Below are 26,248 nucleotides of genomic sequence, written 5' to 3'. Positions count from 1 at the left end.
TCAGGGTCTGACTCATAAATTTGATATAATAGGATAAAATGACATTGGAAAAGAAGAGGTAGGCGATGAAACTTTTATATACTGATATGAGACATAGTATGACGAGTATCTTGGCTAAGGAAGCAGCATATTATGCTAAAGAAGGGAAGCGTGTCTTTTACATTGCCCCTAACTCTTTATCTTTTGAAAAGGAAAGAGCTGTTTTAGAAAATCTACCTGAACAGGCTTCTTTTGCTATTACGATTACACGTTTTGCGCAATTAGGACGGTATTTTGTACTTCCTAAGGCAGATAAAAAAGAAAGCTTAGACGATACAGGGTTATCTATTTTGTTTTATCGAGTCTTATCTGAGTTTTCTGAACAAGATTTGAAGGTGTTTGGCAGTTTACGCTCTGATAGCCATTTTATCGAACAATTAGTAGCATTGTATCATGAGTTAAAAGGATCTAACTTAAGTGTTTTGGATCTAGAACACCTATCTAGTCCTGAGAAACGAGAGGATTTGATTAAAATTTTCTTAGCTCTTGAGACCAAATTACAGGAGGGGCATTTTTCTTCACAGGGTAAACTTGCTCATTTTTCAAACTGTGTTACATCAGGTCTTTTAGATCAGGCTTTGAAGGAAGTAGTGGTTATTATCGATGGCTTTACGCGTTTTTCTGCAGAAGAAGAACTGTTAATCGCATACCTCAATCAACGGTGCTTAGAGATAGTGATTGGGACTTATGCGAGTCAGAAGGCTTATCAAATGCCATTTGTAGAAGGTAATTTCTATCAAGCAGGGGTTGACTTTTTGCGACAACTGGCACTTTCTTATCAAACCAAGCCAGCTTATGTAGAAGAGATCCGAGAGTTGACGACGTTTTCGAAAGTCAGTCAACTTCTAGAGGCCAAGCAGACCTTTACAGAGGTTAAAGAAGTCATCACAGATGATGACAAATCTCATTTAGAGCTGTGGGATGTTATCAACCAAAAAGAAGAAGTGGAACAAGTGGCTAAAACTATCCGTTATCACCTCAATCAAGGGTATCGCTATAAGGATATTTCTGTTTTGTTGGGTGATGTGGAAAGTTATAAACTTCAAATTGGAAAAATTTTTGATAAGTACGATATTCCTTATTATTTCGGAAAAGCAGAGTCGATGGCCACACATCCCTTGGTTCATTTTATGGAGAGTTTGGATCGTCTAAAACGCTATAACTTTAGAGCAGAGGACTTGATGAACCTTTTAAAATCAGGTCTTTATGGCAAGTTTTCTCAATATGATATAGATTATTTTGAACGTTATGTCACCTTTGCAGATATTAAGGAGCAGGCTAAATTTGCTCGTGAATTTAAGGTGAATCATGCCCAGCAATACAATCTAGAGGCTATAAATGAGATGCGTCAGGAAGTGATGTCACCTTTGCTAGATTTGTTTAAAACGCAAAGTCGTACAATATCAGGCCTATTAAAAAAATGGCAGACGTTTTTATCTGCTATTTCTCTCACGGATAATTTGACCACCTTAGCCTATGATGATGCGGCTATTGATCAAGAAAAACATGAAGAGGTTTGGAAAGTTTTTACCCATATTCTAGAGCAGATGGCAACGATTTTTTCAGATAGTGCTTTGAGTTTAGGAGATTTTCTTGGGCTTTTACGCTCAGGGATGTTAGCAGCGGATTACCGTGTTGTTCCAGCAACAGTAGATGTCGTTAATGTTAAATCTTATGACTTGATTGAACCGCATTCTAATAAGATTATTTTTGCGATTGGATTGACCCAAACGAATTTTCCGAAATTTTCTAAAAATACGAGTTTAATCTCTGATGAGGAGCGCCAAGCCATCAATGAACAATCACATGCTACTGCCCATTTGGATATAGTGAGTAAAGACCATCTCAAGAAAAATCATTTTGCGGCTCTGTCTTTATTTAATGCAGCTAGTGATCATCTTATCCTGTCTCGTCCTCAATTACTTAATGAAACGTCTGATGAGGTGTCTCCTTACCTCCTGCAACTAGAGGAGTTAGGATTTTCAGTCCAAACGATTGGTCGCCATCATTTTGAGTTGGCACCAGAAAATATCGGTCATTATAAGGGATTACTGTCAACTTTGGTGGATTTGCAAAGAGATGAGTTGGCTAAAGAGTGGAATGACAATCTAGACCAAAAAGAGACAAAAACTTATTGGTCAGTAGTATTACGTTATTTGCGTAAGCAATTGGAAAAAGAAGGGGTCAGTATCCCAACCATTACTGATCAACTTGTCTCTACCCCTTTAACCAAGGATACCCTAGCTATTCTTTATCCTAAAAATCAAGCCTTACAAGTATCGGCTTCTAGTATTCGTGATTTTTATCAAAATGAGTATAGCTACTTTTTAAAGCACGTTTTACGTCTAAAAGAGCAAGATTCGATCCATCCCGATGCGAGAAGTCATGGGAATTTCTTGCACCGCATTTTTGAAAAAGTAACACAAGATACAGCTCAAAAATCCTTTGATGAGAAATTAGAAATCGCTATCCAGGAAACGCGTCAAGAGGCCACTTTCAAAGCTTTATATGAAGAAGATCAAGAAAGTCAATATGCGCAATCGTTATTGTTGGATGTTGCGAGACGAACAGCCAAAATTTTAGAAGCAGAAACTCCAATTGAGATCAAGGCAGAAGAAGCTGTCTTTGGTGATGAAAGAGCTAGTTTACGTTTATCAGATGAGCGGCATCTTATCGTCCGAGGAAAGATTGACCGCATTGATGTCTTAGGAGGGACAGAGTATTTTGGTGTTGTCGATTATAAATCCAGTGAGAATCGATTTGATATTAAAAAGTTCTATCATGGTTTAAGTCCTCAGTTGCTAACTTATATTTCTGCTATTAAGGATAGTAAGCACTATGATTTTGCTCAAAAAGTATTTGGAGCCATGTATTTGCATATGCTAGACCCCATTGTTAACTTAAATGAGTTAAAAAACTTAGATGAAGTTCTGTCTAAATCGCAAGAAAAACTCAAGTATCAGGGGATTTTTCTTGATGATATCAGTAACCACTTGGGACAAGAGTATTATAAAACCTCTGCCTCTAAGTTTAGTCAAGAGGAGTTAGAGGTGATGCTGGCTTATAATGATTACCTTTTTAAAAAAGCAGGGCAAAAGATATTATCAGGACAGTTTGACATCAATCCGATTAGTGAAGATGGCAAGTCCATTGCCACAGAGCAATACAAATCTATCACACGCTTTGAGGCGAACTTGCATCTTTCTAATGCAAGATTTTTGGAAAAACTTCAAAAGGGTGAGAAACGAGACCTTTGGATTGAGAAGATGAAAGGAGACTTGGATTAATGGCATTTGAACCCTTTTTAACCCCTCAAGAAATTGAAGCGTTACAAATAGCAGAAAAAGAATCTGACAAAAAACGAAAACGCACCGAACAGCAGATCGAGGCAATTTATACGCATGGTCAAAATGTCCTTGTTTCAGCTTCAGCTGGTTCAGGAAAAACCTTTGTTATGGTTGAGCGTATTATTGATAAAATCAAGCGGGGAGTGGAGATTGAGCAATTATTTATTTCGACCTTTACCGTCAAGGCAGCAGGAGAACTAAAAAATCGTTTGGAGGAGAAGTTATCTGAGAGCTTGGCAGAGACACAAGACCAAGACTTACAACGCCATCTTGCTCAACAAATCGCTAATCTTCCCAATGCAGATATTGGTACTATGGATGCCTTTACGCAAAAATTAGTCAGTCAATACGGCTATCTTTTAGGTTTATCCCCACAATTTCGTATTTTACAAGATGCTTCGGAGCAAGATATTTTAAAAAATGAAGTTTATGCTAGCTTATTTGAGACTTATATGTCTTCTGAACAGTCTGATTTATTTAGAGCTTTGGTGAGAAACTTTACGGGACAAAGTAAAAGTAGTAAAAATTTTAGAGCGGTTGTTTATCACATTCACACGTTTAGCCAATCTACCAGCAGTCCGAAAAAATGGTTGGAGGACACATTTTTAAAAGGCTATGAGCACTATAAAGATTTTAGCAGCTTACCAGATGCTATGATTGATGCGATTAGACGCGAAATGCACAATGCAGCAGATGCCCTTGTTGATGTGACGAATCTAGAGGACTATAAAAAAACAAAAAAAGATGGCAAAGAAACTGCAGCTTATCTAAAACATAAAGCAATTTTTGAAACCCTTTATGAGTGGTCTAGAGATTTTTCTATCCTTTATGGTAAGGAGAAATTGGCTGATTTAGCACAAGATGTTCTAGCTTTATTGCCAGCTACAGGAGAGCTAACAGTTGCTAAGGTCAAGTATCCTATCTTTAAAACATTACAAAGTCAATTAAACGACCTCAAGCACTTAAGTGTCATCTTATCTTATCAAGCTCAGGCTCTTCCGATTTTACAGCTTTTGCAAGCATTTGTATTGGACTTTTCAGAACAGTATTTGCAACGAAAACGTGAAGAAAATGCTTTTGAATTTTCAGATATTGGGCATTTTGCCATCCAGATTTTAGAGGATAATCAGTCGGTTAGAGACAGCTACCAAGCCAAATACCATGAAGTTATGGTAGATGAGTATCAAGATAATAACCACACCCAAGAGCGTTTATTAGACTTGTTATCAAATGGACAAAATCGTTTTATGGTAGGAGATATTAAGCAGTCCATCTACCGTTTTCGTCAAGCAGATCCTCAGATCTTTAATCAAAAATTCAAGCTGTATCAGCAGGAACAAGAAGCTGGGAAATTGATTTTACTGAAGGAAAATTTCCGTAGTCACCAAGCTGTTCTCAAGGCAACAAATGCGATTTTTACGCGATTGATGGATGAAGAAGTTGGGGAGATTGATTATGATGAGCGTCATCGCCTTTTAGCAGGTCATCCTGATCAACTAAAAGATGAACCTGACTATGAAGCCGAGTTTTTAATTTATAATACTGACCAAGAAGAGGGTGAAGACAATGCTACTCTTTCATCAGGTGAGATTGATCTGGTGATTAAAGAAATCATCAAACTGCACCAAAAAGGTGTGGCTTTTGATGACATTACACTTTTGGTACCTTCTAGGACACGAAATGATATGATTTTACGTGCTTTTGAAGAGCATGGTATTCCTCTTGTGTCAGATGGTGGGGAGCAAAATTATCTCAAGTCAGTTGAGGTTTTAGTTTTGTTGGATACTCTTAGGACCATCGACAATCCCTTGAATGATTATGCCCTTGTCGCTCTTTTACGCTCTCCGATGTTTGCTTTTACAGAAGATGAGTTGGCGCGAATAGCTCTTCAAGGACATCAAGAAGAGCCACAAACCCTTCTTTATGATAAATTAGAGTTAGCCTTGGCCACAAAAGGTCAGCACCCTCAGTTGATTGGTCCTGAATTATTCAAAAAGATAGAAAATTTTAAGGCTTATCTGACAGAATGGCGTCGTTTTGCCAAAACCCACTCTCTTTATGATTTGATTTGGAAGATTTACAATGAGCGGTTTTACTATGACTATGTGGGAGCGCTAAGTTATGGTGAAAAACGTCAGGCTAATCTTTATGCGCTAGCGCTTCGTGCGAATCAGTTTGAAAAAACAGGTTTTAAAGGCTTGTCGCGTTTTATCCGTATGATTGACAAACTTTTAGCCTCAGAGCATGATCTTGCAGATGTAGAAGTTTTTCTTCCTAAAAATGCCGTTCGTTTGATGACCGTCCATAAGAGTAAAGGTTTGGAATTTCAGTATGTCTTTTTATTAAATAGCGATAAAAAGTTTAATAACCTAGATAGTAGAGGTCCTGTTATTCTTAGTCGGACAGAGGGTATCGGTATAAAATATTTGGCAGATATGAAAGCGGACTTCCCTGCCAGCCACTCGTATTCTCATCTTTATGTTAGTATGGATACCCTACCTTATCAAATGAACAAGCGTGCTCTAAAACTTGCGGCTATATCAGAGCAGATGCGACTGTTATATGTGGCTTTGACACGCGCTGAGAAAAAATTGTATATTGTTGGTAAAGGGAGTAAGGAAAAGTTAGCAGATAAATTTGATGGAAAGTCTAAAGATGGTAAGCTTTTAGCAGCTGATCGTGAAGCCATGACAAGTTTCCAAGATTGGATTTTAGCGATTATGGAGGCCTTTAGACACCAAGAACTCCCAATTAAGCAAACTTATGTGACAGATAGTGATCTTACCCAAGAAAAAATTGGTCAATTAAAACGAGAAGGCTTACTGGAAGCAGATGATTTGGCGCATAATCGCCAGTCTGATGTGATTAAGAAAGCCTTGGAGAGCTTAGATAAGGTTTCTGAACTGAATCAACAGTATCAAGCTGCCATTAACTTACCGACTCTGCGTACTCCAAGTCAGTTGAAAAAGCCTTTGATTGATGAAGAAGTGGGTGGTTTTGTACAAACGATGCCAACAGATCAGTCAGCACCCCTCAAGCCCCTTCAGTTTCAGTTACCTGATTTTAGTCAAAAGCCAAAGGTCACTGCAGCTCAAATCGGATCAGCAGTTCATCAACTCATGCAAGTGGTGCCTCTAAAAGAAGCGTTAAGTTTATCTGATCTAGAGGAAGCCTTAGCTTTGATTGACCTAGAAGAGCAAGTTAAGAAAGGACTTCATTTAGAAAAAATCTTAGCCATATTTTCAACAGATTTAGGAAAACGATTGGTTAAAGAAGCAGATAAGGTGTATCGCGAAGCGCCATTTGCCATGTTGGAAAAAGATGATGCAAGTGGGGAGCAGTTTATTATTCGTGGTATTATTGATGGCTATCTTCTTTTAGATGATGAGATTATCTTATTTGACTATAAAACAGACCGCTACCATGAGCCAGAGGAGCTGAAAAAACGGTATCAAGATCAGATGAACCTTTATGCTAAGGCTCTATCTAAATCTTATAATGTGGCTATAGACAAAGTGAGTCGTTACCTGATTCTTCTTGGTGGAAATCAGGTGCGCGTGTTAGACCTATAAGGAGAGCTTATGAGAGACAATCATTTACATACCCACCATTCCTATGATTCTGAGGCAGACTTCAGGGATTACTTAGAGAACTATGAAGGAGAAATTGTGACGACAGAGCATTTTGATCTGTCCAATCCTTATAGTCAGCAAGACGATATTCCAGATTATGAGGCTTATAGTAAAGAAATTGAACAACTTAACCAACGTTATGGTCATCGTCTGAAAAAAGGTATTGAAATTGGTTACTATCAACCACGAGAGCAAGATATTTTGAGATTTTTAGAAAATAAAGATTACGATCTAAAGCTCTTATCTGTTCATCATAATGGCGTTAACGATTACCTAGATGACGAAGTAGCTGATAGAGATAAATTTGAGGTTATCACTGAGTATCTCGATTATCTAGAACATGCGATTGGTCGTGTAGAAGCAGATGTTTTGGCACATTTTGATTATGGTTTTAGGCTTTTTGAGGTGAGTGTAGAAGAACTTTCTCAATACGAAGATAAGCTTCTTGCTATTTTCAAAAAAATGATGTCTAACAATCTAGCTTTTGAGTTAAATGCCAAGAGCATGTACTTATATCACCATGAGCATCTCTACCGTTATGCCTTGAGTTTATTGAAAAAAATAGGTTGTAGCTATTTCTCCTTAGGATCAGACGGTCATCAGATAGAACATTTTAGACTGGAGTTTGATCGTATGCTGAGCTTACTAAAAGAGTTTGGCTACAGTGAAGACAATCTGCTATAATGTAAAATCCTTCAGAAGCTTCTGAAGGATTTTACAGTTTTAAAGGATAAAGCGTTCAATAACAATATCATGATCAGGATAATTTTTTTCTAAATGCTCAGCAACTTCTTGATAAAGGACTTTTAGCTCAGCGATTTTATCAGGGTATTCATGACCAATGTAGTGAAAGGTACATTCAATGGTTAAAAAGAGGTCATGAAAAAGAGTGTTCATGCGGTCTAGTTTTTCAAGTAGCTCGCTATCATTTTTTAGAAAATCGGGCACTTCTGTACGATGATTTAAAAAAGCATCAATTTCTTTGACAGGATAGCTACCGTATTCTAGGCTAAGTTCATAGGTCATAATGGTCTCCTTTGTTTTTCACTCAATTTATTTTATCACGCTTTGACCTTGGAAGAAAGAAAGTGGTTTCAAAAGTGGTATAATAATCTAAAAGGAGAAAATAATGAGACGAAGTGTATTAATTACGGGTGCTAGTAGCGGAATTGGAAAAGCCATGGCCTATGCGTTTGCAGAAAATGGAGATTTACCAATCTTAACGGGTCGGCGCCTAGAAAAATTAAAAGAGATTCAAAGTGATCTTAAGCGCCAGTTTGAGATTGAGGCTCCTATTTACCAGTTAGATGTGACTGACTTTGAGCAAGTTAAGGCTGTCACAGAAGAACTAGAAAATGTTGATATTTTGATTAACAATGCCGGTCTAGCACTAGGGCTTGATAAGTTTCAAGAGTATGAATTGAGTGACATGGTCACTATGTTAGATACAAACATCAAGGGCTTGATTTATATGACACGCCAGTTGCTGCCTCAAATGATTGAAAACAACCAAGGGCATATCATCAATATTGGCTCGACAGCAGGGATTTATGCTTATGCTGGCGCAGCGGTTTATAGTGCAACAAAAGCAGCGGTTAAGGTGTTAAGTGATGGAATTCGTATTGATACCATTGACTCAGATGTTAAGGTGACCACAGTCCAGCCTGGAATTGTTCAAACTGACTTTAGTCAAGTGCGTTTTCATGGTGATAAGCAAAAAGCGGATCGTTTTTATCAAGGGATTGAGGCTCTTAAACCTGAGGATATTGCAGAGATTGTGTGTTTTATCGCTAACCAACCAAGACGTGTTCAAATCTCAGACATTACCATCATGGCAAACCAACAAGCGACAGGATTTACAATTCACAGACAATAAAAGATTGGGAAACCAATCTTTTTTAAGGTTTGTTTAACTTTTCTTTCAGTTTGACTTAAGCTAATTTAGGTAATCTATTTCTATCAAAAGTTTACACATGAAAGGAACAGCACACCATGTCAACTCAAATTATTCAAACCCAATTTAAACGTATCGAAACAAAATATATTATTGATAAGGCTATTTTGCCACAGCTAGAAGAAGAATTAAAAGCCCACCTTAAAGCAGACGAATTTGCCGAATCAACGATTACTAACGTTTATTTTGACAATAAAGATTTTGACATGATTCAAGATTCGATTGCTAAGAAAAATAGCCGTGAAAAAGTGCGTATGCGTCTTTATGATGCTAAACCCAATGCTAAAAGTGAAGCCTTTTTAGAAGTCAAGAAAAAAGAAGATGGCGTTGGTTTTAAATATCGCTTAACCACTAATCCTATTTCAGCAGAGCGTTTTGTGACAAAAGGTATTACCGATCAGGCCTTGGTTGATGGGCTGGATCACTCTATTGTTGATGACAAGGTCAATGCAGAGTTGACACAATTGCGCAAACGCTATGGCAACATCAAGCCGATGATGTATATCTACTATGATCGTAAGTCTTATAAAGGGATTGCCGACAAAAAAGTGCGCGTGACGATTGATCAAAATCTCCTTTATCGTGATGAAAACGTATCTGCAACTGCTGGTAAGTATGGTCAAGATCTTTTAGATCCTACTAAAGTCATCATGGAAATTAAAGTACCTGGTGAGCAACCAGATTGGTTAGCAAATATTCTTGCTAAATATAATATCATTCAACAGTCCTTTTCTAAATACGGTACCGCTTATGGTCTCTCGAAAAATCTAAGTAAAGAGGAGGTTTACCTTGCAAGAAACCTTATTTAATAGTGTTTTTTCTAACACCACCACTACTAGTCTTAATCCAGTTGCACTTTTGGTCAGTCTTTTGGTCAGCCTTTGTTTAGGGGTTTTGTTAGCAAGTGTTTACAAGTACAAAACCTTTTACACGAAAGAATTTGTCATGACACTTTCCTTGTTGCCTACCTTGATTGCCATGATTATTTTTCTTGTTAATGGTAATCTTGGTGCAGGGGTGGCAGTGGCTGGAACTTTTAGTCTTATTCGCTTTCGATCTGCCGCAGCTAGCTCAAAAGAGTTGCTTTTAATTTTTACTGCCACAGCTATTGGCTTAGCAACTGGTATGGGCTATTTGGTACTGGCTATTTTATTTACACTCTTTTTATCTCTAGCTCTTTTCATTTTTGAAAACTCTAGTTTTACCAAGGTGAGTCGTACCAAACGGATGCTTCAAATTACCATTCCTCGTGGTTTTAATTATGATATGCTTTTGGAAAAAAGCTTCGCAGATTATTATAAATCTGGTGAGTTGATTTCTTTGAAATCACAGAAGAAAGGTAATAATTTAATTTTGGAATACCATGTGGAATTTGACAACCACATTCGTGATAAAAAAATTATGGATACTCTGTTAGCCTTAGATGATCACATTGAGGTTGTGATTAGTAAAACTGCCCAAAAACGTAAAACCTTATAATGAGCAGAAAGAATGATAGATTTTTCTGCTTTTTGCTTGTTAAGAATTCTCGGTTCAGATTTTTGAAAAAAAGAGTCTGACAGCGTATAATTCTTAATGTTGGAAAAATTCCAATACTAAAATCTATTGCAAAGATTAAGGAGACATGATGTCAGATATTCGAGTATTACTCTATTATAAATATGTTCCCATTGAAAATGCTAAAGAATATGCTGCTGAGCATTTGGCTTTTTGTAAATCTATCGGGCTTAAAGGCCGTATCTTGATTGCAGACGAGGGGATTAACGGTACAGTTTCAGGCGATTATGAAACAACACAAAAATATATGGACTGGGTGCACAGCGATGAGCGTTTTGCTGACCTTTGGTTCAAGATTGATGAAGAAAATGAACAAGCCTTTAAGAAAATGTTTGTTCGTTATAAAAAGGAAATTGTCCATCTTGGCTTAGAGGATGACGATTTTGATAGCGACATCAATCCACTAGAAACAACAGGAGCTTATCTGTCACCAAAAGAGTTTAAAGAAGCACTTTTGGATGAAGATACAGTGGTTTTAGATACACGTAATGATTATGAGTATGATCTGGGACACTTCCGTGGTGCTATTCGCCCAGATATCCGTAACTTCCGTGAGTTGCCACAATGGGTCCGCGACAATAAAGAGAAGTTTATGGATAAGCGAGTGGTGGTTTACTGTACTGGTGGTGTTCGTTGTGAGAAATTCTCAGGCTGGATGGTTCGTGAAGGCTATAAAGACGTTGGTCAATTGCACGGTGGTATCGCAACTTATGGTAAGGATCCAGAAGTTCAAGGTGAGCTTTGGGATGGTAAGATGTATGTCTTTGATGAGCGTATTGCCGTTGATGTCAATCATGTTGATCCAGTTGTTGTCGGAAGAGATTGGTTTGATGGGACACCATGTGAGCGTTATGTCAACTGCGGTAACCCCTACTGTAATCGCCAAACCTTGATGTCAGAAGAAAACGAACACAAGTATCTCCGAGGCTGTTCGCATGAATGTCGTGTTCATCCTAAAAACCGTTATGTAACAGAACACAATCTTAGCCAAGAAGAAGTCGTTGCACGCCTAGCTGCGATTGGCGAAGAGTTGCCAGTCTTAGTCTAGGAGTTTAACGATATAACACTTTTCTAATATCAGTAGCTAATACATGAGGTGGGGCTTTTTGTCCCATCTCTTTTTTATGATACTGCTTATTAAAAAAGGTGAGGTGAGCTTGTAAAGATTATCGAGCAAAAAGGCAGCTAGAGCTTTTATCGACCCTTGGATCAATTGTGTCAATGAAGCTAAGATAGTTAATTATTTTGGATGTATTGACTGGGGAGGATCTGCTTAGTGACGCTAAAAAAATATCTAGGAGCTAGCTCCTAGATATTTTTTTAGCGTGTCACACGTTTGCGTGCTGCTTTTTTGCGGTTTTCTTCGATAAATGCTAATTTTTTCTCTTCAGGTTCAATAACTTTTTTCTTGATGGCAAAGACAGCGCCAGCAACTGCAGCTGCAGAGCCAACAACACCTGTGACAAGACCTTTAGCGAATGCATATTTTTTAGCCATAGTGGGTTCTCCTTTATATGTTATAATAGTCTTATTATCTTAAAAAACCTAGGAAATTTCAAGGAAAAAGCGGATGAAAACAAAAATTTTAGCTGTTGTAGGACCAACAGCTGTAGGTAAGACAGCACTGGGCATTGAGTTGGCACAAATGTTTAATGGAGAGATTATCAGTGGTGATAGCCAGCAAGTTTATAAACATTTAGATATTGGAACAGCCAAGGCAAGTCAAAAAGAACAGGAGTTAGCACCTCATCATCTGATTGATGTGAGAGAGGTAGATGAGACATATTCCGCTTTTGATTTTGTGACGGAGGCAAAAGAGGCTATTAGTGACATTACTCGACGAGGAAAGCTCCCAATTATTGTGGGAGGGACAGGGCTTTATCTTCAGAGTTTGCTTGAGGGTTACCATTTGGGTGGTCAAGTCAATCAAGAAGAGATTTTAGCCTATCGAAAAGAGCTTGCTACCCTGTCAGATGAGCGTTTATTTGAAAAGATAGCAGAGCAAGGAGTGGTGCTAAAAGAGCCGAATCGCCGTCGTGCGATAAGAGCTTTGGAGCTTGCGCACTTTGGTAAAGACCTTAACAATGAAGCTCCCGATTTTGACGCATTTATCATCGGTTTAAATGACGACCGTCAAAAATTGTATGATCGAATTAATCATCGTGTCGATGCCATGCTTGAGATGGGGCTTCTTGAGGAGGCTAAGTGGCTTTATGACCATTATCCAGATGTTCAGGCTACACGAGGTATCGGCTATAAGGAGCTATTTCCTTATTTCTCTGGTCAAGAAGAGCTGGATCAGGCAGTGGAGAAGTTGAAGCAAAATACGCGTCGCTTTGCTAAGCGTCAATTAACTTGGTTTAGAAATCGTATGGCTGTCTCTTTTTATGATATTTCAGCAAAAAATACGACAGAAAACATCAAACAGGATGTTAGGCAATTTTTAGAAAAATAAAGGGGAGAGAAAGGATTTTCGCTCCGCTTTTTTGGTCTATTTATGATACAATAATAAGGTTAAAATGCAGAAATCATCAAGAAGAAATGGCAGGTCACATCATGATTGAAACAGCTCAAAAACAAGAAAGGGTACTTCTCATTGGAGTTGCCTTGCAAGATAGTCAGAACTTTGCCATGTCTATGGAGGAGTTAAAAAGTTTGGCAGAAACAGCGGGTGCAGTTGTTGTTGCTACCTACACTCAAAACCGTGACCGTTATGATAGTAAATCTTTTATTGGTTCTGGAAAAATCGATGAAATTAAGCCCATCATAGAAGCTGATGAGATTGATACGGTGATTGTCAATAATCGTTTAACCCCACGTCAAAATGCTAATTTAGAAGAAGTATTTGGAATTAAAGTTATTGATCGTATGCAGCTGATTTTGGATATTTTTGCCATGCGTGCTAGAAGCCATGAAGGAAAATTGCAGGTTCACCTTGCTCAACTCAAGTATATGTTGCCACGACTAGCTGGACAAGGTGTCATGCTTAGTCGTCAAGCTGGAGGCATCGGAAGTCGTGGCCCAGGAGAGAGCCAGTTAGAGTTAAATCGTAGGTCTATCCGTCACCAAATCACAGATATTGAGCGTCAACTCAAGCAAGTGGCTCAAAATCGACAGACCATCCGTGAAAAGCGTGTGTCATCAACAGCCTTTAAGATTGGTTTGATTGGTTATACCAATGCTGGAAAATCAACGATAATGAATGTATTGACAGAAAAGAGTCAATATGAAGCCGATGAGCTCTTTGCAACACTGGATGCCACAACGAAGCAACTTTATTTAAAAGATAAGTTTGAAGCGACTTTAACAGACACAGTAGGATTTATTCAAGATTTGCCAACAGAGCTAGTGGCGGCTTTTAAGTCAACTTTGGAAGAAAGTCGCCATGTCGATCTTTTGTTACATGTTATAGATGCTAGTGATCCTAATCATGAGGAGCATGAGGAAACTGTTTTAAAGATTTTAGAGGATTTGGAGATGGGGGATATTCCAAGGCTAACTGTTTACAACAAGATGGACTTAGCAAAAGAATTTACGCCAACTCTTTTTCCACATGTTAGTCTATCCGCTAAGTCAAAGACAGCTAGAGAAGATTTGAGAAGAGTGATTTTAGAAACGGTAAAAACTCTTTTTGTCCCCTTTTCGATTAAGGTTGATGCCAGCCAACTTTATCAAGTTTATGAGTTAAATCGCTTGGCACTACTAGAGGATTATGATTTTCAAGATCAAGTAGAGGTTATTTCGGGCTATATTTCAGAAGATAATAAATGGAGATTAGAGGGATTTTATAATGGACTACATTAATTTAGCGATGATCTATGGTGGTTTCACAAGCTTAGATAAGGTTTATTTGGAAGGTAAGTTAGCGTCACTTAGCCCTCAAGAAAAACTTGATATGATAACACCGCCTCCTAGTGTCATCAATGCGTATTTTGCTGAGCTTTATCAAAAACAAGGACCTAAAGCGGCTACAGATTATTATTTTGAATTGTCAAAAGCCCTTCAGTTTTTTGACTCTAAACCGTCATTTTTAGAGCGAAAACCTTTTGTGCGCCTCAATCTTTCAGGTAAAGCTTTTGGTTTTGCTTATCAGAATGATCAAGAAATCGCCATTATTTTTTCAGAAAAAAAAGAAGCTCATACAGCCAGTCTTTGTCTAGAAGTTGCTCAAATCTTTCCGCATTATCTTGTCTATCAAGAAGAACATCAGCTGAAAATGGGCCCTATCGTTTTTGACCAAGAGGTTGTAGAAGACCTAACGCCGACCACTGCTCTTCTTAGTCACGTCAACCGTCTAAAAGGTGGCATTCTTCAAATTACGAGTTTCAATCAGGAAGAAGCCATTAGTCTATCAGAGCAGTTTAAGGGGCAACGGTATTATCAATTTCATCAACGCCAGAGTATTATTTATATTAAAGAGTAGAGAGTGTGATCATGGATATTCAATTTTTAGGTACAGGTGCAGGACAGCCGTCGAAACAACGAAATGTTTCTAGTCTAGCCCTTAAATTATTAGATGAAATCAACGAAATTTGGTTGTTTGATTGTGGTGAAGGGACGCAACATCAAATTTTACAAACCACCATTAAACCTAGAAAGGTTCAAAAGATCTTTATCACCCATCTTCATGGAGACCATATTTTAGGATTGCCAGGTTTTTTATCTAGTCGCTCTTTCCAAGCAAACGAAGAGCAGACGGATCTAGATTTATACGGTCCTGTTGGGATAAAGTCTTTTGTGATGACGAGTTTGCGTGTCACAGGAACACGGTTGCCTTATCATATCAATTTTTATGAATTTGATAAAAATTCCTTAGGCAAAATCATGGAAACTGATAAGTTTGTCGTGTATGCAGAAGAGTTAGATCATTCTATTTTTTGTGTAGGCTATCGTGTGATGCAAAAGGATTTAGAAGGAACCTTGGATGCAGAAGCCTTAAAAGCTGCAGGTGTCCCATTTGGTCCTCTTTTTGGTAAAGTCAAAAATGGAGAGGACGTGATTTTGGAGGATGGTACAAAAATTGTGGCAAAAGATTATATATCTGAACCTAAAAAAGGCAAGGTGGTGACTATTTTAGGGGACACAAGAAAGACGGATGCTAGTGTGCGTCTTGGTTTAGGAGCTGATGTCTTAGTGCATGAGTCCACTTATGGTAAAGGTGATGAGAAGATGGCGGCACGCCATGGTCACTCTACCAACATCCAAGCAGCACAAGTGGCTAAGGCGGCATCGGCTAAACGATTACTCCTCAATCATGTGAGTGCACGATTTTTAGGACGTGATATTACACAATTAGCTAAGGATGCGAAAAAGATTTTTGAAAATTCACACGTTGTGAAAGACTTGGAAGAGATCAAATTATGAGAACAATCGTTATAACTGGTGCAAGCGGTGGCCTAGCAGAAGCTATCATTAAAAAATTACCTGATGATGGCTTGATTTTGTTAGGACGCAGTAAAGAACGTTTAATTGAAAAGTATGGTCATATGCCTAATGTGACTTGTCATCGTATTGACTTATCAGATACGACTGCTATGGAGAACTTGGTTTCGGAGCTTTATCAGCAATATGGGAAAATTGATATTTGGGTCAATAATGCTGGCTTTGGTGAGTTTAAAGCTTTTGATGATTTTTCAGATCAAGATATTAAAGCCATGTTTGAGGTGAATACCTTTGCGACAATGACCTTCTCACGCCTTGTTGGTGAGCGGATGAAGCAGGAAAAATCAGGGCAGATCATCAATATTGCCAGTATGGCTGGTTTAATTGCTTCAAATAAGTCTTCAGTATATTCTGCTAGCAAATTTGCGGTTATTGGATTTTCCAATGCCTTACGTCTAGAACTTGCTGATGATCACGTCTATGTTACAACGGTCAATCCAGGTCCCATTAAAACGGCATTTTTTGATCAAGCTGATCCATCAGGTGAATACCTAAAATCTGTTGAACGTTTTGTACTGACGCCAGAGGTAGTAGCGAGTAAGACGGTAAAAGCATTTGGAAAAAATAAGCGAGAGATCAATCTTCCCTATGTCTTACAGGTGACACATAAGGTTTATACCTTATTTCCTCGTCTATCTGATTTTTTAGCCAGAAAGGTTTTTAATTATAAATGATTTCAGCAAAATACGACTGGAAAATAGAAGAGAAGGCACCTAGTGATGCCTTTTTAAACCTATCTCAAAAAGAGGGCCTTAGCCCTTTAGCTGCTCAACTTTTGTTTGAACGAGGGATAGAGACAAAAGAAGAGTTGGAGCAGTTTTTACATGCAGATTTGTCTGAGCTTTATGATCCTTATCTATTACATGATATGGAAAAGACTGTTTCTCGTATCCGTTTAGCAATCGAAAATGCTGAAAGAATTTTAGTTTATGGTGATTATGATGCAGATGGGATGACAGCAAGTTCAATCATGAAAGAGGCCTTAGAGAGTTTGGGAGCTGATGTTGAGGTCTATCTTCCTAATCGTTTTACTGATGGGTATGGTCCAAATCAAAGTGTCTATCAATATTTTATTGAGCAGCAGGGAATTTCACTGATTATCACAGTGGACAATGGGGTAGCAGGGCAAGAGGCGATTGCTTATGCTCAATCAGTTGGAGTTGATGTCATTGTGACTGACCATCACAGTATGCCAGAGGTTTTACCAGAGGCTTTTGCGATTGTACACCCAGAACATCAGGCTGTTGATTATCCCTTTAAACATCTAGCAGGATGTGGAGTGGCTTTTAAAGTTGCTACAGCACTTCTAGAAGCACCGCCCATGGAATCTTTAGATTTGGTGGCTATTGGGACCATTGCTGATATGGTTAGCTTAACAGATGAAAATCGTATCCTTGTACGCTATGGTCTGAAAATCTTAGCCCATACAGAGCGGATAGGTCTTCAAGAGTTGATGCGTGTATCAGATATTGATAGCGATAATATTGACGAAGATACGGTAGGGTTTAAAATTGCGCCACTTTTAAATGCATTGGGACGGCTAGACGATCCTAATCCTGCTATAGAGCTTTTAACAGGTTTTGATGATGAAGAAGCTCAATCCATTGCTCTGATGATTCAAGAAAAAAATGAAGAGCGTAAGGATTTGGTGCAATCTATCTATGAAGAAGCCTTGAGCATGGTAGATCCCACTTCACCTGTTCAAGTGTTGGCTAAAGAAGGTTGGCATCCTGGCGTTTTAGGGATTGTGGCGGGACGTTTACTTGAAAGTTTAAGTCAGCCTATTGTCGTTTTAAATTGTGAAGGAGAAACAGCAAAAGGATCTGCTCGTAGTGTTTCTAGTATCAATATTTTTGATGCTTTAAAAGACCATAAAGAAGAGCTATTTGATGCTTTTGGTGGGCATGCTGGAGCAGCAGGAATGACACTTCCGATAGAGAATCTCCCTCAGCTTAAAATGGTCTTATCAGATTATATTTACCAAAATGGTCTAGATCAGGCAAGTAAAAATAGTTTAAATATTGATGCCTCTCTAAACTTGGGAGAGGTTAGTCTTGATACGGTGGCTAGTCTTGAGCAGTTGGCTCCCTTTGGAATGGACCATAAAAAACCAGTCTTTCTGGTAAGGGATTTTACGGTCTTACAGACACGTTCGATGGGAAAAGACAATAGTCACCTTAAGTTTAGAATTAAGCAAGATGGAGTGGAATGTGATGTCATTGCCTTTTCACAAGGTCACCTCAAGGATGAGTTTGCTCAAGCACAAGATTTGGAATTAGCTGTTACTTTATCTGTTAACCATTGGAACGGTGAGCGAAATTTACAACTTATGCTGGTTGATGTCAGAGTTGATGGGATTCAGTTGTTTGATATCAGAAAAAAATCAGCCCCTCTTCCAGATGGTGTCCCTATTTTAACCCAAGAGACAACCAGCCCTAGCGTTGTAGTTTTAGATATTCCAGATAGTGACGAGGATCTGCGACGGTTATTTAAAGAGAGAGAATTTGAGGCGGTTTATTTTAAAAATCAAATCAAAAATAATTATTACTTGACAGGATTTGGCACAAGGGAGCAGTTTGCTAGCCTTTATAAAACCATTTATCAATATCCTGAGTTTGATGTTCGCTATAAACTGAAAGAGTTGGCTCATTATTTAAATATACCTGATATTTTACTGGTGAAGATGATTCAAATTTTTGAAGAATTAGACTTTGTTGTTATCACAGATGGGGTGATGACGGTGAACAAAGCAGCGCAAAAACGAGAGATCTCAGAGAGCCAGATTTACCAAGACCTAAAACGATTAGTGAAGTTTCAAGAGCTGATGGCCTTGGGAACTCCCAAAGAAATTTACGATTACCTGACAAAATAGACCCAGAAGCGTAAGCTTTTTTTCAAAAATATGCTATAATAAAGAGTAATGATTTTATTCGATTACTTATCGAAAACAAGAAAGGAAATGAACAGGTATTTAGTATTTCAACTAGGCTACCTTGTATCAGTATTATGGATTTAAAAAATTATATCGCTACAATTAAAGACTATCCCCAAGAAGGTATTGAATTTCGTGATATTTCACCTTTGATGGCCGACGGAAATGCTTATAGCTACGCTGTCCGCGAAATTGTTCAGTATGCAACAGATAAAGAGATTGATATGATTGTTGGACCAGAAGCGCGTGGCTTTATTGTGGGTTGTCCAGTCGCTTTTGAGCTAGGAATAGGTTTTGCTCCAGTTCGTAAACCAGGGAAATTACCACGTGAAGTGATTTCTGCAGACTATGAAAAAGAGTATGGTGTAGATACTTTGACGATGCATGCAGATGCTATTAAACCTGGTCAACGCGTTCTTATTGTTGATGATCTTTTAGCAACTGGTGGTACGGTAAAGGCTACTATCGAGATGATTGAAAAACTTGGTGGTATTGTAGCAGGTTGCGCCTTTTTAATTGAGTTAGATGAGCTGAAAGGTCGCGAAGCCATCGGAGATTACGACTATAAAGTTTTGATGCACTATTAAGTTATAGCTTATAACTATATCTGACTACAAAAAATACATATTGGAAAACTATATCTCCATGTTCTATAATATTAAGATAGATATTATGGAAGTGGAGATGTTTTCATGCCGATTAAACTTGATAAAAAACTACCCGCAGTTGATATTTTACGTTCAGAAAATATCTTCGTAATGGATGATACTCGTGCTGCCCATCAAGACATTAGGCCTATGGAGGTATTGATTCTAAACTTAATGCCACAAAAGGAGGCCACTGAAACGCAACTTTTGAGGCTTTTAGCGAATACTCCACTTCAGATTAATGTGACGTTTCTTTATATGGCAAGTCATAAATCAAAGACGACTCATGCTGATCATATGAAAACTTTTTATAAAACCTTTGATCAAATCAAGGACAGGTATTATGATGGTTTGATTATCACAGGTGCCCCTGTTGAAACCCTTCCTTTTGAGGAGGTGGATTATTGGGATGAGTTGATCAGCGTTTTTGCTTGGTCTAAAAAGCATGTTTTTTCTACCCTTCACCTTTGTTGGGGCGCACAGGCTGGGATTTATTATCGCTATGGCATTGATAAACAAGCCCTTTCTCATAAATTGTCAGGAATTTATGAGCAAGAGGTGACGGATAAGACCAGTTTATTGATGCGTGGTTTTGATGATAGCTTTTTAGCGCCACATTCGCGCTACACCACTATTCAACCAGAAGATATTTTACATCGGACAAATTTAAAGATTGTGGCTCAAGGTCAAGAAGCAGGGCTTTCAATTTTGGCAAGTCGTGATTTACGAGAGATTTATAGTTTTGGACATTTGGAGTATGATTGTGCTACTCTTGGAAAAGAGTATGAGCGTGATCTTCAAGCTGGTATTTCTCCAGATTTGCCCAAAAACTACTATCCAAATGATGACGTGACAAAAGAGCCTAAGATGCGTTGGAATCTTGCTGCAGCGACTTTCTTTAGTAATTGGATTAATTATGCGGTCTATCAAGAAACCCCTTATCGCTTAGAGGAGCTAGAAGAGGAATCTTCCTTTTATGGCTACCTATAATGAGGAATTATGAAGTTTTTACAAGCATATCAGTCGGGCAATTTGGTTTTACCAGCTGCCCTACTTTTTCATTTTAAGGAAATTTTTCCCCAAGCAGATGATTTTTTAGTTTGGCAATTTTTTTATTTACAAAATACCACACAACATCATGATATCTTGCCGAGTAAGATTGCAGAAGCATTGGGAAAACAAGTATCAGATGTTAATGCGAGTATTTCTCGTTTGACAGCTCAAGGTTTACTAAATACAAAGACCATTGAATTGGATGGAGAAATTGAGATTATCTTTGATGCTAGTCCAGCTTTAGAACGTCTGGATCAATTCTTTTTGAATTCTTCATCAGGAGTCAGTCAAAAACCGTCTTCATCTAAATCACAATCTTTAGAGGAGTTCAAGGCTTTAGCAGATGATTTTGCCAGTGAGTTTGGTCGTATGCTGAGTAGCTTTGAGTTGGAAGATTTACGTAAAACAGTGATTGATGAGGAAATGTCCGCTGATTTGGTCCGTGAGGCTTTAAGAGAGGCTGTTTTTAATGGCAAGTTAAATTTTAAATATATCAATGCTATTTTAAGAAATTGGCGTCAAGAGGGCATTTTAACACTTCGTCAAGTTGAGGAGCGCCGCCTAGAACGGGATAAAGCGAATCCTAGAAATGTTCAGGTATCCGATGATTTCTTAAATGCTATGGACTTATGGAGTAATTAGATGTTGGGTCGTGAACGTTTAAAAAAGGTACTGGCTATTATTGCGGAAATGTTTCCAGATGCAAAAGGAGAGTTAGAGTATCAAACTCCTTTTCAATTGTTGGTCGCAGTGATTTTATCTGCACAAGCAACGGACAAGTCTGTGAATAAAGTCACCCCTAAATTATGGACCAAGTTTCCAGCCATCGCTGATTTGGCTTATGCAGACTTATCGGAAGTAGAAGATACGATCAGAAATATTGGGCTTTACAAAAATAAGGCTAAAAATATAAAAAAAACAGCTCAAATCATTTTAGAGCAGTTTGATGGGCAGGTTCCTAAAACGCATAAGGAATTAGAAAGTTTGCCTGGTGTTGGAAGAAAGACCGCAAATGTCGTTTTGGCAGAGATTTATAAGATTCCAGCTATCGCAGTCGATACGCATGTGTCAAGAATTTCAAAGCGTCTCAATATTTCAAAACCAGATGCTTCTGTTGAAGAAATTGAAGCCGATTTGATGAAAAAAATTCCTAAAAAAGATTGGATTGTGACACATCATCGTCTGATTTTCTTTGGGCGTTATCATTGTTTGGCCAAAAATCCAAAATGTGAAGCTTGTCCAGTACAAACTTACTGCAAATATTATAAGGATACCTATGGAAAAAAATAATCTAGAAATCAAACCCCTTTCAAAACGTTTAGAAACAGTTGCCAGTTTTGTTCCAAGAGGAGCCAAGTTATTAGATGTTGGAAGTGACCATGCTTACCTTCCTATTCATTTAATTAACCTAGGACAGATTACAGAAGCAATTGCTGGTGAGGTTGTAAAGGGACCTTACACCTCAGCACTTTCCAATGTTGCAGAATCGGGTTTGGCTGATCGGATTCAAGTTCGACTTGCCAATGGTTTAGCAGCATTTGAAAAGAAAGATAAGGTAACAGCGATTACCATTGCTGGTATGGGAGGACGTTTAATTGCTGATATTCTTGAGTCAGGAAAAGAAAAGCTTGAGAATATTGATCGCTTGATTCTCCAGCCTAATAATCGAGAAGATGATCTCAGAAGATGGCTACAAGCTAATCAATTGAAGATTATCACAGAAACCCTATTGCGTGAAAATGGTAAATATTACGAAGTTTTAGTTGTTGAAAAAGGTCGTATGACTTTGTCTGAGAAAGACTTTCGTTTTGGACCGTATTTAAGAAAAGAAGGATCAGAGGTTTTTGTAGAGAAATGGAGAGGGGAATTAGATAAGTTAAACGACGCTTTGAAATGCATCCCTGAAAATCGTCAACAAGACCGATCAGTCCTTCTTCAAAAAATAGAAATGATACAAGGAGTTCTCGATGTTAGCTAGTGAGATTATTGCAAAATATGAAAGTTTTTGCCCAAAAGAATTATCAATGGAAGGTGACATTTCTGGTATTCAAATTGGTAGATTGGATAAAGAGGTCAAGATTCTCATGCTGGCGCTTGATGTACGTGAAACAACAGTTCAAGAGGCTATTGAGAAAAATGTTGATCTCCTCATTGTTAAACATGCTCCTATCTTTCGTCCTTTGAAAGACTTAAGTGCAACGCCTCAAACAGATATCTTGTTAAATTTGGTGAAGCATGACATTACGGTTTATGTTAGCCATACCAATATCGATATTGTGCCAGATGGGTTAAATGATTGGTTCTGTGATTTACTAGAGATTAAACAAACAGAAGTTTTAAGTCCTACTAAGGATGGTTATGGGATTGGTCGGATTGGCGAGGTGGCGCCCATGACTTTTGAAGATTTGGCGAAAAAAGTGAAAGAAGTCTTTCAGCTTGATGCTGTTCGCTTAGTTAGCTATCGGTCTTCTAATCCTATGATTGAACGAGTAGCCATCTGTGGTGGCAGTGGTCAAGGGTTTTATAAAGATGCTCTATCAAAGGGAGCTGACGTCTATATTACAGGAGATATTTACTATCACACAGGGCAAGAAATGTTGACAAATGGTCTCTTAGCTATTGATCCTGGCCATCATATTGAGGTACTTTTTGTGTCAAAATTGGCAGAAAAATTTAAACTCTGGAAAGAAGAGGAGTGTTGGAATTTGACAATTTTAGAAAGTCAAGCCCCAACTAATCCTTTTTATCATTTGTAAGGAGAGAAAAATGAAACGTATAGCAGTTATTGGAGCAGGAATTGTAGGCTCTACAGCAGCCTATTACCTTTCAAAAGAAGAGTGTCAAGTCACCGTTTTTGATCACGGTGTTGGGCAGGCTACTAAGGCAGCAGCAGGGATTATTAGTCCTTGGTTTTCACGTCGTCGCAATAAAGCTTGGTACAAAATGGCACGTCTCGGTGCAGATTTTTATCCTCAATTAGTTCAAGATTTACAAGCTGATGGACAAGAGGTTGATTTTTATGATCAATCTGGTGTTATTATGATTAAATCACGCTTGGATTGGCTAGATGAACTTTATGCTATTGCTAAAGCGAGAAAAGAAGAGTCCCCTTTAATCGGTGATTTAAAAATTTTAAGTCGTGAAGAGACACTGGAGCGATTCCCTAATTTAGACGGTTTTGAGAAAGTGTTATATGCTTCTGGAGCAGCGCGTGTAGAGGGGAGTAAATTAACTAAGACTCTTCTGAAAGCAAGTGGTGTGGAAGTTGTTGAGGGTGAGAAGGTTTCCTTTACAGTCTTAGAATCAGGACAATATGATATTCAGGGGCGCATTTTTGATCGTATTATTTTAGCAGTTGGAGCTTGGTTACCAAGCTTATTAGAAGATCATGGGTATGATGTTTGGGTACGTCCACAAAAAGGACAGATTAATGATTACCTATTTGAAAACTTAGAAACAGGTCGATATCCAGTAGTGATGCCTCATGGTGAGATTGATATTATTCCCTTTAAACACGGTAAACTGTCTGTGGGAGCAAGCCACGAGAATGATATGGGGTATGATTTGAGTGTTGATGAGGAGATATTAGACCGACAAGAAGAACGTGCTAAACCGTATTTTCCAAAATTAGACGAAGCTATTTCACGCACATCACGTGTTGGGATTAGAGCCTATACTAGAGACTTCTCACCTTTCTTTGGAGAGGTCCCTGGTTTACAAGGAGTCTATGCAGCAAGTGGTCTGGGATCTTCAGGACTAACCATTGGTCCTTTGATTGCAAAACAAATGGTTCAGCTTGCAACAGATCAAAAAACAGATCTGGACCCATTTGAGTACGATATTCGTAAGCATCTATCAAAACGAGATTAGAAAGAATGTTTCGATAAGATGCTAAAAATAAAAAATGAGTTTGGGAAAATCCAAACTCATTTTTGTTATTAAATTAGTTTATTTTTGCTTATTTTCTCCTTAAAAAAGCTAATGATGCATCCTAACCAAGTCAGTAAGGTTATTCCTAAACCAATCATAAAACTCATTGGAGTTTTGTAGGCTAAAATAGCGACATTTTTCCCTTTTTTCTGGTTAATATAAGGGGTTCCGATGGTTGTTAATTGTCTATCTTTGCTAGTGATGACCTGACCATTTGCTGTTAGAGTAGAATGGTGGTATAAAATAATAGGGAGATTGATTTTTGTATCTGTATCCGATGTCCACTCTAGAATGAGTTGACTATTTTGAACAGAAGTTTTAAAGTTTTTCCTTGGTAAAATAACCAGCTCTTCGTATAAATCGTATTTATTGCTAGATGACTTTCTGTAAATAGGGAGGTAGTCGGGTGTAGATTTGTGGACCAGATTTAAGAATTTACTCTTATCAGGGTCGAAAATAGCTTGCCTAATAGCGTCAGCATCGCCTTCATAGGTCATATGTTTTCGTCGTTGAACAGGTTGATTGGTATCAAATTGTTTAGCAAAATTTTCTTGCGTGGTGTAAATGACTTGTCCGACTCCCATTAATAATGCAATCATCAAAATGACAGAATAAAATGATTTTGAAGGTTGACTTTTTTCAACCAACATCGCTAGGCAAATCAATAGAAAAATAGTGGCTGGGATAAAGAATCGAAATGGGAATTGGATAATTTCAACAATAGTAATCTTAGCAGTTACAAGACTCTCCCAAGGAAATAGACTGCTAGCTAAAAATAAAAAGATCAGAAGATTAAGATAGGTCATCTTAAGTTCTGGGGAAGATTTTCTAAAATAAACTGCTCCAGCTAAAAGAGTAATGCCTAAAAGGGCTATCAATGGCAGAGGGTCAAATAAGAGTTTAGAGCTTAATTGACTGATAGTATATGCCGCGAGTCGCTGATTGACAAATGGTTGTTTTAACTCGTTTTGACTAGAGAGTTGTAGCAGAGGCAACCAAATATTTATGGTTAATAGGGTAAACATGGCAATCGCCATGATCCCATCTTTTAGAATCTTTAATTTCTCATTTGATTTGATAAAGCCGTAGAAATAAAAAGGGAGATAGGATAAGACCAAGAAAGTGGACGTTAGGACATGGACTTGGAACATCAAGGCCACACTCATGCCTAATTGTCGTCTTTTAATCTTTCCAGTTTGGATAAAGTCAAAAGCAGGTATTAAACATAAGGGATAAAAGGCTGCTCCCCAACTACTAAATCCTTGACGTATGGTCCAGTATTGGATTGAAAAGGTAGTGAGATAAAATAGTGAGATAGGAAGGGCATACTGTAAGCGAATTCCTATCTTTCTTAACAGGAGGTATAATGAATGTCCTGCGATACTCCCGATTAAAATCCGAGAAAGAATTTGATAGGTTAGCCAATTTTTTGAAATCAAGACCAAGAGACCTTGAAAGTAAGCAAAAATTGGACCATAAAGAGCATTGATGATACGCCCTGACTGTTCAAAACTAAATAGAGAGATGAAGTAGTGCCACTGTCCAGTTTTTATCTGCATAGCTGTCTCGTAGAAACGATTATAGTGGAAAAGCACATCGGATCCTAAGATGGCTTTTTGGGTGATGATTTGAGGTAAACAAAGTAAAATACTAAATAAAACAATGATGAGACTAACACCTAGCCTCGTTTGATATTTTTTTGTCATAGCCTTATT

At 38.1% G+C, this 26,248-nt stretch carries 23 protein-coding genes; 20 read left to right on the top strand and 3 right to left on the bottom strand.

Annotation, left to right across the window (positions count from 1 at the left end; translation table 11 throughout):
• Positions 1–65 precede the first annotated feature (65 nt).
• Genes rexB through ACQRDX_RS01810 form a run of 3 tightly spaced genes read left to right on the top strand, consistent with a single transcriptional unit; the run spans position 66 to position 7,702 of the window.
• Positions 66–3,326 (top strand): ATP-dependent nuclease subunit B, encoded by a 3,261-nt coding sequence (gene rexB, locus ACQRDX_RS01820; RefSeq protein WP_427893885.1) that lies wholly within the window; start codon positions 66–68, stop codon positions 3,324–3,326.
• Positions 3,326–6,958 (top strand): helicase-exonuclease AddAB subunit AddA, encoded by a 3,633-nt coding sequence (gene addA, locus ACQRDX_RS01815; protein WP_427893883.1) that lies wholly within the window; start codon positions 3,326–3,328, stop codon positions 6,956–6,958. The genes rexB and addA overlap by 1 nt, the downstream gene beginning before the upstream one ends.
• Positions 6,959–6,967: 9 nt before the next feature.
• Positions 6,968–7,702: a PHP domain-containing protein gene (locus tag ACQRDX_RS01810; protein ID WP_427893881.1), complete on the top strand. Its 735-nt coding sequence runs from the start codon at positions 6,968–6,970 to the stop codon at positions 7,700–7,702.
• A gap of 39 nt (positions 7,703–7,741) precedes the next feature.
• Here the strand turns inward: ACQRDX_RS01810 and ACQRDX_RS01805 are convergent, their stop codons facing one another.
• Complete coding sequence (locus ACQRDX_RS01805; RefSeq protein WP_427893879.1) at positions 7,742–8,044, bottom strand: hypothetical protein; 303 nt, start codon at positions 8,042–8,044, stop codon at positions 7,742–7,744.
• Between the two features lie 103 nt (positions 8,045–8,147).
• Between ACQRDX_RS01805 and ACQRDX_RS01800 the strand changes: the two genes are divergently transcribed.
• From ACQRDX_RS01800 to ACQRDX_RS01785, 4 genes are all read left to right on the top strand, one after another.
• Entirely contained in the window at positions 8,148–8,894 is a 747-nt protein-coding gene (locus tag ACQRDX_RS01800) for an SDR family NAD(P)-dependent oxidoreductase (RefSeq protein WP_427893877.1), read from the top strand.
• Positions 8,895–9,010: 116 nt separating this feature from the next.
• Positions 9,011–9,781 carry a polyphosphate polymerase domain-containing protein gene (locus ACQRDX_RS01795; protein ID WP_427893875.1) on the top strand — a complete coding sequence of 257 codons (771 nt, stop codon included), beginning with the start codon at positions 9,011–9,013 and terminating at the stop codon, positions 9,779–9,781.
• The gene (locus ACQRDX_RS01790) at positions 9,762–10,451 is read left to right on the top strand and encodes a DUF4956 domain-containing protein (RefSeq protein WP_427893873.1); all 690 of its coding nucleotides are present in this window, start codon (positions 9,762–9,764) and stop codon (positions 10,449–10,451) included. The genes ACQRDX_RS01795 and ACQRDX_RS01790 overlap by 20 nt, the downstream gene beginning before the upstream one ends.
• A 145-nt stretch (positions 10,452–10,596) precedes the next feature.
• Entirely contained in the window at positions 10,597–11,577 is a 981-nt protein-coding gene (locus ACQRDX_RS01785; RefSeq protein WP_427893871.1) for a rhodanese-related sulfurtransferase, read from the top strand.
• Positions 11,578–11,849: 272 nt separating this feature from the next.
• Here ACQRDX_RS01785 and ACQRDX_RS01780 read toward each other — a convergent pair whose 3' ends face one another.
• Complete coding sequence (locus ACQRDX_RS01780; protein ID WP_427893869.1) at positions 11,850–12,026, bottom strand: DUF3042 family protein; 177 nt, start codon at positions 12,024–12,026, stop codon at positions 11,850–11,852.
• A gap of 73 nt (positions 12,027–12,099) precedes the next feature.
• On the opposite strand from ACQRDX_RS01780, the gene miaA reads away from it, so the two are divergent.
• The 13 genes from miaA to ACQRDX_RS01715 all read left to right on the top strand — a co-directional run bounded on the left by miaA (position 12,100) and on the right by ACQRDX_RS01715 (position 24,473).
• Positions 12,100–12,984: a tRNA (adenosine(37)-N6)-dimethylallyltransferase MiaA gene (gene miaA, locus ACQRDX_RS01775; RefSeq protein WP_427893867.1), complete on the top strand. Its 885-nt coding sequence runs from the start codon at positions 12,100–12,102 to the stop codon at positions 12,982–12,984.
• A gap of 101 nt (positions 12,985–13,085) precedes the next feature.
• The gene (gene hflX, locus ACQRDX_RS01770; protein ID WP_427893948.1) at positions 13,086–14,333 is read left to right on the top strand and encodes a GTPase HflX; all 1,248 of its coding nucleotides are present in this window, start codon (positions 13,086–13,088) and stop codon (positions 14,331–14,333) included.
• On the top strand, positions 14,320–14,952 hold the full coding sequence (locus ACQRDX_RS01765) for a cystathionine beta-lyase (RefSeq protein WP_427893865.1): 633 nt from the start codon (positions 14,320–14,322) through the stop codon (positions 14,950–14,952). Before hflX ends, ACQRDX_RS01765 begins: the two co-directional genes overlap by 14 nt.
• Before the next feature lie 11 nt (positions 14,953–14,963).
• Positions 14,964–15,893, top strand: coding sequence for a ribonuclease Z (gene rnz / locus ACQRDX_RS01760; protein WP_427893863.1), 930 nt, complete (start codon positions 14,964–14,966; stop codon positions 15,891–15,893).
• Positions 15,890–16,645, top strand: coding sequence for an SDR family NAD(P)-dependent oxidoreductase (locus ACQRDX_RS01755; protein WP_427893861.1), 756 nt, complete (start codon positions 15,890–15,892; stop codon positions 16,643–16,645). Before rnz ends, ACQRDX_RS01755 begins: the two co-directional genes overlap by 4 nt.
• Positions 16,642–18,843 (top strand): single-stranded-DNA-specific exonuclease RecJ, encoded by a 2,202-nt coding sequence (gene recJ / locus ACQRDX_RS01750; protein WP_427893859.1) that lies wholly within the window; start codon positions 16,642–16,644, stop codon positions 18,841–18,843. Before ACQRDX_RS01755 ends, recJ begins: the two co-directional genes overlap by 4 nt.
• Before the next feature lie 134 nt (positions 18,844–18,977).
• On the top strand, positions 18,978–19,490 hold the full coding sequence (locus ACQRDX_RS01745; RefSeq protein ID WP_427893857.1) for an adenine phosphoribosyltransferase: 513 nt from the start codon (positions 18,978–18,980) through the stop codon (positions 19,488–19,490).
• Between the two features lie 105 nt (positions 19,491–19,595).
• The gene (metA, locus tag ACQRDX_RS01740) at positions 19,596–20,540 is read left to right on the top strand and encodes a homoserine O-acetyltransferase MetA (RefSeq protein WP_427893855.1); all 945 of its coding nucleotides are present in this window, start codon (positions 19,596–19,598) and stop codon (positions 20,538–20,540) included.
• 9 nt (positions 20,541–20,549) lie between these two features.
• Positions 20,550–21,245 (top strand): DnaD domain-containing protein, encoded by a 696-nt coding sequence (locus ACQRDX_RS01735; protein ID WP_427893853.1) that lies wholly within the window; start codon positions 20,550–20,552, stop codon positions 21,243–21,245.
• The gene (gene nth / locus ACQRDX_RS01730) at positions 21,246–21,893 is read left to right on the top strand and encodes an endonuclease III (protein WP_354367002.1); all 648 of its coding nucleotides are present in this window, start codon (positions 21,246–21,248) and stop codon (positions 21,891–21,893) included. It abuts the gene before it with no gap.
• Positions 21,880–22,581 carry a tRNA (adenine(22)-N(1))-methyltransferase gene (locus tag ACQRDX_RS01725; protein WP_427893851.1) on the top strand — a complete coding sequence of 234 codons (702 nt, stop codon included), beginning with the start codon at positions 21,880–21,882 and terminating at the stop codon, positions 22,579–22,581. The genes nth and ACQRDX_RS01725 overlap by 14 nt, the downstream gene beginning before the upstream one ends.
• A complete protein-coding gene (locus tag ACQRDX_RS01720; protein ID WP_427893849.1) occupies positions 22,571–23,359 on the top strand; it encodes a Nif3-like dinuclear metal center hexameric protein in 789 nt (262 codons plus the stop codon). Before ACQRDX_RS01725 ends, ACQRDX_RS01720 begins: the two co-directional genes overlap by 11 nt.
• A 10-nt stretch (positions 23,360–23,369) precedes the next feature.
• Positions 23,370–24,473, top strand: a complete 1,104-nt coding sequence (locus tag ACQRDX_RS01715; RefSeq protein WP_427893847.1) for an NAD(P)/FAD-dependent oxidoreductase — start codon at positions 23,370–23,372, stop codon at positions 24,471–24,473.
• Positions 24,474–24,541: 68 nt separating this feature from the next.
• Here ACQRDX_RS01715 and ACQRDX_RS01710 read toward each other — a convergent pair whose 3' ends face one another.
• On the bottom strand, positions 24,542–26,239 hold the full coding sequence (locus ACQRDX_RS01710; RefSeq protein WP_427893845.1) for a hypothetical protein: 1,698 nt from the start codon (positions 26,237–26,239) through the stop codon (positions 24,542–24,544).
• Positions 26,240–26,248: the final 9 nt, after the last annotated feature.

Origin of the sequence: Streptococcus sp. SGI.013, assembly GCF_050315295.1 — a bacterium.
Lineage (GTDB): Bacteria > Bacillota > Bacilli > Lactobacillales > Streptococcaceae > Streptococcus > Streptococcus porcorum.
Note: the sequence above shows the minus strand (reverse complement) of the source record. Positions and strands in the feature narration are given on the sequence as shown.

Bases quoted from the DNA above. Each gene is read 5' to 3' on its own strand.
- rexB (WP_427893885.1), top strand. From the start codon at position 66: ATGAAACTTTTATATACTGATATGAGACATAGTATGACGAGTATCTTG.
- addA (WP_427893883.1), top strand. From the start codon at position 3,326: ATGGCATTTGAACCCTTTTTAACCCCTCAAGAAATTGAAGCGTTACAA.
- ACQRDX_RS01810 (WP_427893881.1), top strand. From the start codon at position 6,968: ATGAGAGACAATCATTTACATACCCACCATTCCTATGATTCTGAGGCA.
- ACQRDX_RS01805 (WP_427893879.1), bottom strand. From the start codon at position 8,044: ATGACCTATGAACTTAGCCTAGAATACGGTAGCTATCCTGTCAAAGAA.
- ACQRDX_RS01800 (WP_427893877.1), top strand. From the start codon at position 8,148: ATGAGACGAAGTGTATTAATTACGGGTGCTAGTAGCGGAATTGGAAAA.
- ACQRDX_RS01795 (WP_427893875.1), top strand. From the start codon at position 9,011: ATGTCAACTCAAATTATTCAAACCCAATTTAAACGTATCGAAACAAAA.
- ACQRDX_RS01785 (WP_427893871.1), top strand. From the start codon at position 10,597: ATGATGTCAGATATTCGAGTATTACTCTATTATAAATATGTTCCCATT.
- ACQRDX_RS01780 (WP_427893869.1), bottom strand. From the start codon at position 12,026: ATGGCTAAAAAATATGCATTCGCTAAAGGTCTTGTCACAGGTGTTGTT.
- miaA (WP_427893867.1), top strand. From the start codon at position 12,100: ATGAAAACAAAAATTTTAGCTGTTGTAGGACCAACAGCTGTAGGTAAG.
- hflX (WP_427893948.1), top strand. From the start codon at position 13,086: ATGATTGAAACAGCTCAAAAACAAGAAAGGGTACTTCTCATTGGAGTT.
- ACQRDX_RS01765 (WP_427893865.1), top strand. From the start codon at position 14,320: ATGGACTACATTAATTTAGCGATGATCTATGGTGGTTTCACAAGCTTA.
- rnz (WP_427893863.1), top strand. From the start codon at position 14,964: ATGGATATTCAATTTTTAGGTACAGGTGCAGGACAGCCGTCGAAACAA.
- ACQRDX_RS01755 (WP_427893861.1), top strand. From the start codon at position 15,890: ATGAGAACAATCGTTATAACTGGTGCAAGCGGTGGCCTAGCAGAAGCT.
- recJ (WP_427893859.1), top strand. From the start codon at position 16,642: ATGATTTCAGCAAAATACGACTGGAAAATAGAAGAGAAGGCACCTAGT.
- ACQRDX_RS01745 (WP_427893857.1), top strand. From the start codon at position 18,978: ATGGATTTAAAAAATTATATCGCTACAATTAAAGACTATCCCCAAGAA.
- metA (WP_427893855.1), top strand. From the start codon at position 19,596: ATGCCGATTAAACTTGATAAAAAACTACCCGCAGTTGATATTTTACGT.
- ACQRDX_RS01735 (WP_427893853.1), top strand. From the start codon at position 20,550: ATGAAGTTTTTACAAGCATATCAGTCGGGCAATTTGGTTTTACCAGCT.
- nth (WP_354367002.1), top strand. From the start codon at position 21,246: ATGTTGGGTCGTGAACGTTTAAAAAAGGTACTGGCTATTATTGCGGAA.
- ACQRDX_RS01725 (WP_427893851.1), top strand. From the start codon at position 21,880: ATGGAAAAAAATAATCTAGAAATCAAACCCCTTTCAAAACGTTTAGAA.
- ACQRDX_RS01720 (WP_427893849.1), top strand. From the start codon at position 22,571: ATGTTAGCTAGTGAGATTATTGCAAAATATGAAAGTTTTTGCCCAAAA.
- ACQRDX_RS01715 (WP_427893847.1), top strand. From the start codon at position 23,370: ATGAAACGTATAGCAGTTATTGGAGCAGGAATTGTAGGCTCTACAGCA.
- ACQRDX_RS01710 (WP_427893845.1), bottom strand. From the start codon at position 26,239: ATGACAAAAAAATATCAAACGAGGCTAGGTGTTAGTCTCATCATTGTT.